The following is a 13,022-nucleotide window of genomic DNA, read 5'->3' as shown; positions in this document are numbered from 1 at the left end:
ATCGCAACTAACTCTCATCATATACCCCTCTCAATTGCGGGTGCAAACATACACCTCTTTTTATTATCTAACAACATAAAAACACAAATATTTTAATAAAAATTCTATTTAATTTTCACCTTGTTTAGCATCAAGGTTTTAGGTGTGTAATTATTTTTTAAAATTTTATAACTTACACTATTTTTAGTGTTGTGTTAAGGATTAAAGCGTCAACCTTTTTATGTTATCATTATATATAGTGTATACAATTGCGTTAAATATGGAGTTTTCAGATTATAAAACGTCTCATATTATTTATAATAAAAAGATACGGCGGAAAGCCTGCTCACATAAAACCGAGAATTAGCTACACTGTTTATGGTCTTGTGTTAAGGATTAAGTGTCATTCTTTTAATATTACTATTATATATAGTGTACACAATCACATTAAATATGGAGTTTTTAGATTATAAAACACCTCATATCATTCATAATAAAAAGATACAGCCGAAAACCTGCACCCATAAAACCGAGAATTAGTTACACTGTTTATGCTCTTGTGTTAAGGATTAAAGCGTCATCCTTTTTATGTTACCATTATATATAGTGTATACAATTGCAATAAATATGGAGTTTTAGATTATAAAACGCTTCATATTATTTATAATAAAAAGATACAGCGGAAAGCCTGCCCCTGAAACCTGAGAATAAATAAATTACACATACCTTATATATGTATACACACTTACTTAAACGGAAAGGTATTAGTGATGGTTTTAGGGAACACCCAAATAATAAACGACATTATATTGTACAAGAATGACTTTTCTAATATCTTTGTAAACTTATTTACATTATATATATGATTAAAATTACATTACCAGATGGTTCAATTAAGGAAGTTGCTAAAAATAGCACTCCAATGGATGTTGCCAAAAGTATCAGTGAAGGCTTTGCTAGAAACGTTATTTCTGCTAAATTTAATAATGTAACTGTTGAAACTTCAACAGAACTTACTGAAGATGGCTCATTACTTTTATATACGTGGAAGGATTCTGAAGGAAAAAAAGCATTTTGGCATTCTTCAGCTCACCTTTTAGCACAGGCAATACTTAATTTTTATCCTAATGCAAAGCTTACTATTGGTCCTGCTATTGAAAATGGATTTTATTATGACATTGATTTTGGTGATGACACTTTATCTGACAATGACTTTAAGAAGATAGAAGATAAAATGATTGAATTTGCACGTCAAAAATTTGAATTCAAATTACGTGCGATTTCAAAAGCTGATGCCTTACAATACTATAAGGAACAACATAATGAATTTAAGGTAGAGTTGATTGAAAATTTAACTGATGGTGAGATTACCTTTTGCGATCATGCCGACTTTACAGATTTATGTCGTGGTGGTCACATACCAAATACAGGTTTTATAAAAGCTGTAAAAATAATGAGTGTTGCGGGTGCGTATTGGAGAGGTGATGAAAAGAATAAACAATTGACTCGTGTTTATGGAATTTCTTTTCCTAAACAGAAAGAACTTACTGAGTATTTACATTTACTTGAAGAAGCAAAAAAACGTGACCATAGAAAATTAGGTAAAGAACTTGAGCTTTTCACTTTTTCGCAAAAGGTGGGGCAAGGTTTACCTTTATGGTTACCAAAAGGAGCTGCTTTACGTGAAAGATTAGAAAACTTCCTTAAAAAAGCACAAAAGAAAGCAGGTTATGAAATGGTGATAACACCACATATAGGGCAAAAAGAGCTGTATGTAACTTCGGGCCATTATGCTAAGTATGGTGAAGACAGTTTTCAACCTATACATACCCCGAAAGAAGATGAAGAGTTTTTGTTAAAACCCATGAATTGTCCACATCATTGTGAAATTTTCAATACCAAACCTTATTCTTACAAAGACTTACCGAAACGTTTTGCTGAATTTGGTACCGTATATAGGTATGAGCAAAGTGGTGAATTACACGGATTAACTCGAGTTAGAGGTTTTACACAAGATGATGCTCATATTTTCTGTACGCCTGAGCAATTAGACCAGGAGTTTAAAAATGTTATTGATCTTGTATTATATGTATTCAGTTGTTTAGGTTTTGAAAACTTTTCTACGCAAGTTTCCATTAGAGATATGGATAACTTAGATAAGTACATTGGTGATGTTGAAACTTGGGAAATAGCTGAGCAAGCAATAATTAATGCTGCTAAAGATAAAGGTTTGGATTATGTTATTGTAGAGGGTGAAGCAGCTTTTTATGGGCCGAAATTAGACTTTATGGTTAAAGATGCTCTAGGAAGAAGCTGGCAATTGGGAACCATTCAGGTAGACTATAATTTACCTAAACGCTTTGATTTGACCTATAAGGGAGCTGATAACCAATTACATAGACCTGTAATGATACATAGAGCACCATTTGGATCTATGGAAAGGTTTATTGCTTTATTATTAGAACACACAGGAGGCAACTTTCCACTGTGGCTTATGCCTGAGCAAGTTATTTTATTACCAATCAGTGAGAAATATGAAAAATATAGCAAAAAAGTTTTACAATTGCTGGAAAATTACGAAATTCGCGGCTTGATTGATGATAGAAATGAAAAGACGGGTAAAAAGATTAGAGATGCTGAAGTAACTAAAATTCCGTTTATGATTATCATCGGAGAAGATGAAGAAAATACAGAAACGATTTCTGTGAGAAAACACGGAGGCGAAGATTTAGGAAAAATGACCATAGAAGCGTTTTCTTCCTTGGTTAGTAAAGAAATAAATAGTACATTACAGGAGTTTAAGTTTAATTAAAAATTTACAGTCATAGCAATACGTAGAAAAGGGGGTAGAAAACCTTGGAGAATACAAAAAGAAGATGCACATCGCATAAACGGTAACATTCGAGCTCAAGAAGTTCGTTTAGTTGGAGATAACGTAGAAATAGGAGTTTATCCTTTAGCTCAAGCAAAGAAAATTGCTGAAGAGCTAGAACTAGATCTTGTGGAGATATCTCCCAATGCGTCTCCGCCCGTTTGTAAGGTAATAGACTACAAGAAGTTTTTATACGAACAGAAAAAACGCGAAAAAGCATTAAAAGCAAAAGCGAGTAAAGTTGTAATGAAAGAAATTCGATTTGGTCCGAATACCGATGACCATGATTACGATTTCAAAAAGAAACATGCCATTAAGTTTTTAAGCGAAGGTGCTAAACTTAAAGCATATGTATTTTTTAAAGGTCGATCTATTGTTTACAAAGATCAAGGTGAAATTTTATTATTAAAATTAGCCACAGACTTAGAAGAATATGGAAAGGTAGAGCAATTACCGCGATTGGAAGGTAAGCGTATGACAATGTTCATTGCACCGAAAAAGAAATAGTTTCGTATCAATTGCAACAATCACAGAGTTTAGAAAGTAAGTAAGAATAAATATAAAAGTAGGAGACAATGCCTAAAATGAAAACAAAGTCTAGTGCCAAAAAACGCTTTAAGCTAACTGGTACTGGTAAAATTAAAAGAAAGCACGCTTTTAAGAGTCACATCTTAACTAAGAAATCTAAAAAGCGTAAGCTTAAATTAACACATTCTGGTTTGGTACACAAAGCGGATAAAATGAACGTGTTGAAAATGTTAAAATTAAAATAGACTTAATCGCAAGTTAAGTATATAGGTAATTATTATTAACCATGTATTAGTGCTTATAAAATGTCTTCAATAAAGACTGCCTGATACAAAAAACAATTAAAATTATGCCAAGATCGGTAAATTCAGTAGCTAAAAGAGCTCGTAGAAAAAAAATATTAAAACAAGCAAAAGGTTATTTTGGAAGACGTAAAAACGTTTACACAGTAGCTAAAAATGCGGTAGAAAAAGCAATGTCTTATTCTTACCGTGATAGAAAAAACAATAAACGTAACTTTAGAGGATTGTGGATTCAGCGTATTAATGCTGGTGCTCGTCAACACGGTATGTCTTATTCTCAATTTATGGGTAAAGTAAAAGCCAATAATATTGAGTTAAACAGAAAAGTATTGGCTGATTTAGCAATGAATCATCCTGATGCTTTTAAAGCAGTTGTAGATAAAGTTAAATAAATAACAATATTCTTACTTATTGAAAATCCCGAACTAACGTTCGGGATTTTTTTTGTTCCAGTTGTATATTTATTGCTACTATTAAGTTATAAATTATATTTCTAAATTAACGATAGCTTCATCAAGAAGCTTAATTTTGTATTAAAATTATAATAATGGATTTATCTAAAGTAAAACTGGTAGTGACTGATATGGACGGCACATTGTTAAATGCTAATCACGAAGTTAGTCCTCGTTTTTTCAGCCTATATCAAGAATTAAAAGGTTATATACATTTCGTTGCCGCGAGTGGCAGGCAATACCAAAGTATGACCGCCAAATTAGAAACAATAAAGGATGATATTACTATAATAGCTGAAAATGGTGGTATTGCTATGCAAGGTAACACAGAAATTATGTTGACACACTTACCTGATGAAAAAATACAACATCTTATTCCTTTGATACGTCAAATTGTGGGAGGTTACATTGTACTATGCGGTAAAAAAAGAGCTTATATTGAAACTGAAGATCAATCATTCATTTCCCTATTTGATGAGTTTTATAATACCTATGAAATTGTCAAAGACCTTACTGAAGTAACAGATGATGACATTCTTAAAATTGCCGTTTACCATTTTAATTCTTCAGAAACGTTTTTATATCCTAAACTTCAGCATCTAGAGCGTGAGTTAAAAATAAAAGTATCAGGCCAAAACTGGCTAGATATCTCAGACTTAAATGCTAACAAGGGATATGCTCTTAGTCATTTACAGCAAAGTATGGGAGTTACTAAAGCTGAAACTATGGTTTTTGGTGACTACAATAATGATTTAGAAATGCTTGCATTGGCACATTTTAGTTATGCCATGGAAAATGCTCATCCAAATGTAAAAGAGGTCGCTAATTTTTTAACTAAAAGTAATCTGGAACAAGGAGTGGAAATAGTTTTAGAACAATTACTGCAAGCAAAGTTAAAGAGTAATGGTAGGCTTTAGACCTCACCATTCGAAATGTCAATTCCCAAAAGCAGTAATAACAATGGATCTTGAATTAGCATAATTGCGATGCTCACAAAGATATATACCCTGCCATATTCCCAAATTTAATTTTCCATCAGTTATAGGAATTTGTACTGAAGCTCCTAATAAAGAGGTTTTAATATGAGCTGGCATATCATCAGCACCTTCATAGGTATGTATATAAAATGGTGCATTTTCTGGTACCGTTTTATTAAAATGACTTTCAAAATCTTGTCTTACTGTAGGATCTGCATTTTCGTTAATCGTTAAACTTGCCGAAGTATGTTTTATAAATACCTGTAACATTCCAACTTTTATTTGCTTAAGCTCTGGAAACTCTTGAACAACTATATCCGTAATGATATGAAAACCCCGCTTTTTAGGTGGTAACATCAGTTCTTTTTGATAGGTTTTCATAGTCTCTATTTGATTTTATTAATTTAAAAATATTAACTGAATTAATAGGTTATTGAGTCCATAATTTATTTGTGCTAAAATTACACTTATAAATTGTTCCTTTTTAAATATTAATTGTTAAATTCACACATATAATAGATAAAAGCTTTTAATAATTATTGAGACTAGAAGAAAAATAAAGGCAATAGTTTATTTCAGTCTCGTTTTTATGTCTGTATAGTTTATATACTTAAAAGATGTAAAAGACTTAACTTGTAAAATATCTCATTATAAATAATTAAGTATTTAGGTAAAGTAAGAGCTGTGATTAGCAGAAATATAAAGAAATTAGAAAATAAATTAAAACGACTAACAAATGATATTAAAATTTTGTAACGGCGACTAAAGTTACACCAGAGTGTATATGTATCAATGATTTTACGATTGAAAGTTTAAGTGACAGCGTACGTCTGAAATAAGAACAAATATTAATAATAATTAAATTATGACTAAAAATTTAGGTAAAATTGATAGAATTATCAGAATCATAATTTTTATTGTAATGACAACTCTTTACTTCTCCAAAACAGTTACAGGTACTATTGGTTTAATTCTATTACTTTTGGGAGGAATTGCATTGTTATCAAGCTTAGTGAGTTTCAGTCCTGTTTACGAAATTTTTGGTATTTCAACTTACAAAGACAAGGATTTGAAATAATACTAAACAAAAAAAATACCCATCCAAGATGGGTATTTTTTTTGTTTAGTATTATAAATTGTCATACTCCCCTAGCCCTTTAGTAAATCTTTCTGGATCTGCTGCTAAGTGATAACGTGGATCGTCTATATCTTCTACAATAACTTCTCGGAATTTAGGATTTGATTTGTAAAGGAGCTCTTTACAATCTTCACTTAAATGCTTTAGTTGAATTTGTTTACCAGCAGCCTCATACTTATTTACTAAATTAAATACAGCCTCTAACGCAGAATGATCGCTAATACGTGATTCCACAAAATCAATTTCTACCTTTTCTGGATCATTTTTAACATCAAATTTATTGGTAAACTCTTGAATACTTCCAAAGAATAATGGACCCCAAATTTCATATGTTTTAGTACCGTCTTGTTTCATACGTTTCCGGGCACGTATACGTTTGGCATTTTCCCAAGAAAATACTAAGGCACTTACAATTACACCCGCAATTACTGCAATGGCTAAATCGAAAATTACCGTAAGACCTGATACAAGAATCAGTACAATTAAATCACTCACTGGAATTTTGTTTAATATTCTAAAACTAGACCAAGCAAACGTACCAATAACTACCATAAACATAACTCCAACTAAGGCAGCAATAGGAACTTGTTCAATTAAACCAGATGCAAATAGAATAAAGCCTAACAAGGCCAATGCGGCAACAATACCTGACAATCTACCGCGACCGCCTCCTTTTATATTTATAATAGATTGACCAATCATGGCACAACCTCCCATACCACCAAAAAATCCAGTAACTATATTTGCTCCACCTTGTGCTAAACATTCGCGATTTGAATTCCCTCTAGTTTCAGTTAATTCATCAACCAAGTTTAATGTCATTAGAGATTCTATTAAACCAATAGCTGCTAAAATCAACGCATAAGGGCCAATAAACACAAAGGTTTCCCAAGTAAATGGAACTTTATTAAATATATCAAATTGAAATTTTGGCAAACCACCTTTTAAACCTTCTCCACCTCCATCGGCAATAAAGCTACCCACTGTGGCAACATCTAATTTTCCGAAGATAGCAATTGCTGATACTACTAAAATTGCCACCAAACCATCAGGTATTTTTTTAGATATTTTAGGTAATCCAAACATTAATAACATCGTTAACAACACTAACCCTGACATCCACATTAATTCTTTACTAGGAATCCACTGTTTCGCAAATCCTTTTTTCTCAATTGAATATATAGCCGAATTTTCAAGGTTAAATCTCACCTCATTGTTTGAAGCATCAAACACTTGACCATCACTTATATTATATCTTAAGGCATTGCTATCAGCATCTAATAACTGATTATTATCTTTTACAAAGAGTAATTTACCTGTATTACCATCGTATACTTGATTATCGGTAATTGTCATAATTTTTTCTACCGACTCTGTTTTAATCATATTATTACCATAAATATCCTTAATGTTCTCCTTAAACATACCCAACTGAGACAAGAATATAACGATTGCCAGACCATTAACAAACCCCATCATTACAGGGTGTGGAATCAATCTAACAAACTTACCTAATTTAAATAATCCGGCCATCATTTGTATAATTCCCATTAAGATAACAGTAGCAAAAAGGTAATACAAGCCTAACTCTTCATCGGGACTCCCCATGGCATTCCCTTTAGCAACTAACGTTACCATAACTACTGCTAAAGCTCCTGTTGCTCCGGAAATCATACCCGGTCTACCTCCAAAAATGGCCGTAATTAACCCGATCATAAACGCTGCATACAGCCCTACTAAAGGATCAACACCAGCTACAAAGGCAAAGGCTACTGCTTCTGGCACCAAAGCTAGTGCTACTGTAAGTCCACTTAAAATATCATTCTTTGCATTTGCTGCTCTTTTTCTAATAAATTCAGTCATGGCTATAATTTTGAAGCGGCAAAAGTACAGTTAATCTAAAGATAGACAATAGTATATAGTAATATTTTCATTAAGTTTGACCTATAAAACGTATTCAATGAAAAAAATCTATCTTGTTTTTTTATGTATTCACTTCTCTATTTTAGTTGTCAGTCAAACTAAAAATGATTTTATAACTACTTTCGAAAAAAGTAACGGAACAGAAACGGCAACATACAAACAAACAATACAGTTTTATTCAGACTTAGCAGATAGATATTCTGAAATACAGCTTCAAGAAATTGGCCAGACAGATTCAGGAAAACCATTACATATTGCTATTTTAAATCCTGATAAAGAATTTGATTTTTTAGAGATAAAAGAAAATAAGACCGTATTACTTATAAATAATGGTATTCATCCCGGTGAAAGTGATGGCATCGATGCCACCATGATGCTTTATAGAGACATTGTTCAAGGTAAAATTAAAGTTCCAAAAAATGTTATTTTGGTAACCATTCCAATTTATAATGTAGGGGGAAGTCTTAATAGAAATTCACATAGTAGAACGAATCAAAATGGTCCGAAGGCTTATGGATTTAGAGGTAATGCCAGAAACTTTGACCTGAATAGGGATTTTATAAAAAATGACACTAAAAACGCTAAAACGTTTGCAAAAATATTTCATATAGTTAATCCTGATGTTTTTATTGATAACCACGTTAGTAATGGTGCCGATTACCAATATTCACTTACGCACTTATTTACACAACACAATAAATTAGGGGGTAGCTTGGGAAACTACATACATTCTAAAATGATGCCTGAATTGGAGAAAAAGCTTTCCGAAAAAAAATGGGATATTACCCCTTATGTAAATGTTTTTAATAGTACTCCTGAAAAAGGTTTTTCTCAATTTATGGATTATCCACGCTATTCTACCGGGTATACTACATTATTTAATACCTTAGGAATGATGGTAGAAACGCATATGTTAAAACCTTATAAACAACGTGTTGAGGGTACTTATGAATTAATGAAAAGTATGCTAGCCATTATGGAGGAAAATAGTACCGAAATTAAGACTATACGACGGGATTATTATAAAACCATACTCCAGCAAAAAAACTATCCTTTAAATTGGGAAGTTGATACAACCCAGACTTCTACGTTAAACTTTAAAGGCTTTGAAGGTAAAATGATTCCAAGTGAAATTACTGGAAAACTCAGGTTAAAATATGATAGAAGTAAGCCGTTTACCAAAAAAATTACTTATCAAAATTATTTTAAACCAACTACAGAAATAGCAATACCCAAAGGTTATATCATACCACAAGGTTGGTATAATGTTATTGATCTCTTAAAAATAAATAACATAAAAATGAAGGCTATTGATAAGGACACCACATTTAATGTTGAATCGTATCGTATTTTGGAATACAACACTAGAAAATCTGCATATGAAGGGCATTATCAACATTATAATACTTCAATTGAATCTAAAAGAAAAGATATGACTTTCAAATCTGGTGATTATTTAGTTTATACCAATCAACCTGGCGTACGTTATTTATTAGAAACTTTAGAACCTCAAGGTCCTGATTCTTTTTTTAATTGGAACTTTTTCGATACCATTTTACAACAAAAAGAAGGCTTTTCCCCCTATGTTTGGGAAGATTTAGCTAAAGAAATATTAGATACTAATTCCGCCTTAAAAAAGACGTTTGAAGATAAAAGAGCGAACGACGATAATTTTGCAAACAATTGGTATGCACAATTAAAATGGATTCACACTCACAGTGATTATTATGAAAAAGCACATATGGAATATCCCATTTATCGATTTTAGTTGTTAGTAAAATAGATACATACGATTGATTTTCGCTAGCTCCGTCCCTTCAATGAATCAAGAAAAATATATTTTTTCCAACTTCTTGTTCTCGATACTCAATTACTTATAGCATTGAACATCATCTGTCGCAGTCTTATTGGTACGAATTCAATTTAAAAAAGCAATTTTATATTATTATAGGTGTTTTGTAAAGCTTTTTCTGCTTCAGCATCAGACAACCATACAACTTTGGTAATCCCTTCTTCTAATTGAGGAAAGAGTTCTCCTTTAAAATCAGAAGTCATTTTAAACCAATAACTCACTTTTAACACATATTTCTTTTTGTGTTTATAAATATGAAAGGTTGTTTCTAATTGCTCTGAAATTTTAAGTTTTTCAACACCGGTCTCCTCTTCCACTTCCCTAATAGCAGCCTCTTCAATAGTTTCACCTTTTTCAATTTTCCCCTTAGGTAAATCCCATTTATCATTTCTAAATATAAATAGCACTTCATTTTTATCATTAAAAACTTTTCCTCCACCCGCTTCAATAATTTTAAATGATGTTGTGAAGTGTTGCCATAAACTATTAAAATCTTCATTATATATAAATACAGCCTCCAAAACCCCCTCTTCCATTTTATCAATAATTGATGGTACATCAATATCTTTACTATGAAAAAAATGACGTTCAGATTGGTAGTTTATATCTGTAACTAAATTTATTGGAAAATTGTTAAAAAATACGGTCTTCATTAATTAATATTTTATTGAAATAATTGTTTAAATTTGCTCTTATGATTTTTGAAAAAAACAAAGCTAAAGAAACCGCTGAGTTCTTATTACAAATTAAGGCAATTAAACTCAGTCCGAAAAATCCTTTTACATGGGCATCTGGATGGAAGTCTCCTATTTACTGTGACAATAGGATTGCTTTATCGCATGTACATGTTAGAACTTATATTAGAGAAGTTTTATCTAAAATAATAGATGAAAAATACGGTAAACCAGATGCTATTGCTGGTGTTGCAACGGGTGCAATAGCCATTGGAGCATTAGTGGCACAAGAATTGGGGTTACCTTTTATATATGTACGACCAGAGGCAAAAAAACATGGTAGACAAAATCAAATAGAAGGACAAATTGATAAGCATCAATCAGTAGTTGTTGTTGAGGATTTAATAAGTACAGGTGGTAGCAGCCTTAAAGCAGTTGAAGCTTTACGAGAGCAACAAGTTAATGTAAAGGGTATGGTTGCCATATTTAGTTATGGTTTTGATGTTGCTGTTCAAAATTTTGCGGATGCAAATGTAGAATTAACAACGATAAGCGATTATGACACGTTGATTGAACAAGCAGTAGCGAGAGAATATGTGGCAGAAGAAGATCAATTTACGCTACAGCAATGGAGAATGAAACCAAGTGAATGGAACGGGTAGTACTCTTTAGAATAAAAATTTTAAATAAGAAAAATGAATTTAGAAACAAATAAAGTAATAGTAAGTAAGACTCAAGAAGAAATGTTTAATTTTTTAACTAAAGTTGAAAATTACGAACAAATTATGCCTGAGAATACTGATAAATTTGAAGTTGGTGAAGATTCTTTCTTATTTTCTTTAAAGGGCATGCCAGAAATACGATTAAAACTTCAAGAGCAACAAGCTTCAAGTAAAGTAGTACTGGGATCTACCAGCGATAAATTTCCATTTACCTTAACGGGAAATATTGTGAAAATTGACGATAATTCAAGTGAAGTTCAACTATTATTTGATGGTCAATTTAATGCAATGGTGGCTATGATGATTAAAAGCCCTATTCAAAAATTCATTACCACATTAACTGAAAATATTGAAAAATTATAATTGAATTAAATAAATTTAATTTCTTTTAGACCAAATTCCTTAAGACTTTCGTCTTCTAATTCAACAACTAAATTACCCATTAGCGAAGTTCCAATTATTCTTCCTAAAAATTCCTGATCATCGGCATTTTTAAACATAGATGGAACACCGTTTCTGTATAAAATAGATTCGTATTGACTTTTTATCTTTTTAAACTCATGTTTTCTAACCCCTATGATTTGATATTGGATTTCTAATAATAATTTTTCTAACAGTTCATCTCTATCTATAGTTCTATTTAAAATCCGCTTTAATGAAGTCGCATTTGACAAATCTTCAGAAAAATTTTCTTGATTTACATTTAAGCCAATTCCTACAATTGCATAGCTCACATTAGAACTTTTTAAAACACATTCTGATAGAACACCACATATTTTCTTACCGGCTGACAAAATGTCGTTAGGCCATTTTACAGATAATTTTTCAGGTATATAATATCTCAATACATTATATATGGCAATTGAGATGCTATAATTTAACATAAACTGATGGACTACTTTCAAGTCCTCAAACTTTATTAATACACTGAATGTTAGATTCTTACCTTCTTCAGAAGACCATTGATTATCTCCTTGCCCTTTTCCTTTGTTCTGTTTTTCTGCAACCACAACAGTGGCATCCTTAACAGAAGATTGTTTCATTAATTCTCTTAAATAAGAATTTGTAGAATCTATGGCACCAACTTTGACTATCTTCATATGTATGCAAATATAACAATATGAACTTATGATTTTTGTAAAAAAACAAAATGTGAAGATGAGTTCATCACTAATGATAAAATTAATACATTTGCATCAAAATTATAAAGGCAGTTAATGACGAAAAATAAAGTTAGTACCGATCAGTTAATTTCAGAGATACTTAATGGCATAGATAAGGTTAAGGGTGCAAAAGTTAACATTTTAGATTTAAGAGATATTGAAAATACAGTTTCAGACTATTTTATAGTTTGTGAAGGTGGTTCAAACACACAGGTAAATGCAATTTCAGGCTCGGTACAAAAAACGGTCAGTAAAGCCTTAAAAGAAAATCCATGGCACATCGAAGGTGAGGCTAACGCAGAATGGATTTTATTAGATTATGTAAATGTTGTAGTTCATGTTTTTCAAAAACATATCAGAGAATTTTATGACATTGAAAGCTTATGGGGTGATGCGAAAATCACCACTATAGAAGCTTAAAAACAAACAATAACAATTTT

Annotated in this window: 14 protein-coding genes; 10 read left to right on the top strand and 4 right to left on the bottom strand. The window is 31.5% G+C overall.

All coding sequences use genetic code 11. The annotated features are described in order from the left end of the window. Window positions 1-841 precede the first annotated feature (841 nt). The 5 genes from thrS (at window position 842) to JBL43_RS19120 (ending at window position 5,050) form a co-directional block, all read left to right on the top strand. Window positions 842-2,791, top strand: a complete 1,950-nt coding sequence (gene thrS / locus JBL43_RS19140) for a threonine--tRNA ligase (RefSeq protein WP_198842970.1) — start codon at window positions 842-844, stop codon at window positions 2,789-2,791. A gap of 51 nt (window positions 2,792-2,842) precedes the next feature. Next, complete coding sequence (gene infC / locus JBL43_RS19135) at window positions 2,843-3,358, top strand: translation initiation factor IF-3 (RefSeq protein ID WP_262511833.1); 516 nt, start codon at window positions 2,843-2,845, stop codon at window positions 3,356-3,358. Window positions 3,359-3,426: 68 nt separating this feature from the next. After that, window positions 3,427-3,624 carry a 50S ribosomal protein L35 gene (gene rpmI / locus JBL43_RS19130; protein WP_117885276.1) on the top strand — a complete coding sequence of 66 codons (198 nt, stop codon included), beginning with the start codon at window positions 3,427-3,429 and terminating at the stop codon, window positions 3,622-3,624. Between the two features lie 104 nt (window positions 3,625-3,728). Then, on the top strand, window positions 3,729-4,073 hold the full coding sequence (gene rplT, locus JBL43_RS19125) for a 50S ribosomal protein L20 (RefSeq protein WP_117885274.1): 345 nt from the start codon (window positions 3,729-3,731) through the stop codon (window positions 4,071-4,073). A gap of 155 nt (window positions 4,074-4,228) precedes the next feature. Beyond that, window positions 4,229-5,050 (top strand): HAD family hydrolase, encoded by an 822-nt coding sequence (locus tag JBL43_RS19120; RefSeq protein WP_198842969.1) that lies wholly within the window; start codon window positions 4,229-4,231, stop codon window positions 5,048-5,050. An 18-nt stretch (window positions 5,051-5,068) separates the two neighbouring features. On the opposite strand, the gene JBL43_RS19115 is transcribed toward JBL43_RS19120, so the two are convergent. Beyond that, window positions 5,069-5,491: a secondary thiamine-phosphate synthase enzyme YjbQ gene (locus JBL43_RS19115; protein ID WP_198842968.1), complete on the bottom strand. Its 423-nt coding sequence runs from the start codon at window positions 5,489-5,491 to the stop codon at window positions 5,069-5,071. A 484-nt stretch (window positions 5,492-5,975) separates the two neighbouring features. Here JBL43_RS19115 and JBL43_RS19110 point away from each other — a divergent pair, with 484 nt between their 5' ends. Next, the gene (locus tag JBL43_RS19110) at window positions 5,976-6,188 is read left to right on the top strand and encodes a YgaP-like transmembrane domain (RefSeq protein WP_198842967.1); all 213 of its coding nucleotides are present in this window, start codon (window positions 5,976-5,978) and stop codon (window positions 6,186-6,188) included. A gap of 51 nt (window positions 6,189-6,239) precedes the next feature. Here the strand turns inward: JBL43_RS19110 and JBL43_RS19105 are convergent, their stop codons facing one another. Beyond that, on the bottom strand, window positions 6,240-8,111 hold the full coding sequence (locus JBL43_RS19105; protein WP_198842966.1) for a SulP family inorganic anion transporter: 1,872 nt from the start codon (window positions 8,109-8,111) through the stop codon (window positions 6,240-6,242). 97 nt (window positions 8,112-8,208) lie between these two features. Between JBL43_RS19105 and JBL43_RS19100 the strand changes: the two genes are divergently transcribed. Further along, the gene (locus JBL43_RS19100; protein ID WP_198842965.1) at window positions 8,209-9,939 is read left to right on the top strand and encodes a M14 family metallopeptidase; all 1,731 of its coding nucleotides are present in this window, start codon (window positions 8,209-8,211) and stop codon (window positions 9,937-9,939) included. Between the two features lie 155 nt (window positions 9,940-10,094). On the opposite strand, the gene JBL43_RS20315 is transcribed toward JBL43_RS19100, so the two are convergent. Then, on the bottom strand, window positions 10,095-10,676 hold the full coding sequence (locus tag JBL43_RS20315) for an NUDIX hydrolase (protein WP_198842964.1): 582 nt from the start codon (window positions 10,674-10,676) through the stop codon (window positions 10,095-10,097). Between the two features lie 41 nt (window positions 10,677-10,717). Between JBL43_RS20315 and pyrE the strand changes: the two genes are divergently transcribed. Next, window positions 10,718-11,359, top strand: coding sequence for an orotate phosphoribosyltransferase (gene pyrE / locus JBL43_RS19090; RefSeq protein WP_198842963.1), 642 nt, complete (start codon window positions 10,718-10,720; stop codon window positions 11,357-11,359). A gap of 33 nt (window positions 11,360-11,392) precedes the next feature. Continuing rightward, the gene (locus JBL43_RS19085; protein ID WP_198842962.1) at window positions 11,393-11,782 is read left to right on the top strand and encodes an SRPBCC family protein; all 390 of its coding nucleotides are present in this window, start codon (window positions 11,393-11,395) and stop codon (window positions 11,780-11,782) included. A gap of 5 nt (window positions 11,783-11,787) precedes the next feature. Here the strand turns inward: JBL43_RS19085 and JBL43_RS19080 are convergent, their stop codons facing one another. Then, on the bottom strand, window positions 11,788-12,519 hold the full coding sequence (locus JBL43_RS19080; RefSeq protein WP_198842961.1) for a biotin--[acetyl-CoA-carboxylase] ligase: 732 nt from the start codon (window positions 12,517-12,519) through the stop codon (window positions 11,788-11,790). A gap of 117 nt (window positions 12,520-12,636) precedes the next feature. Here JBL43_RS19080 and rsfS point away from each other — a divergent pair, with 117 nt between their 5' ends. Continuing rightward, on the top strand, window positions 12,637-13,002 hold the full coding sequence (gene rsfS, locus JBL43_RS19075; RefSeq protein WP_117885255.1) for a ribosome silencing factor: 366 nt from the start codon (window positions 12,637-12,639) through the stop codon (window positions 13,000-13,002). The last annotated feature ends 20 nt before the right edge of the window (window positions 13,003-13,022 follow it).

Source organism: Aureibaculum flavum (assembly GCF_016406085.1).
Taxonomy (GTDB): domain Bacteria; phylum Bacteroidota; class Bacteroidia; order Flavobacteriales; family Flavobacteriaceae; genus Aureibaculum; species Aureibaculum flavum.
The sequence above is the reverse complement of the archived record's forward strand: the minus strand, read 5'-3'. Positions and strand labels throughout refer to the sequence as shown.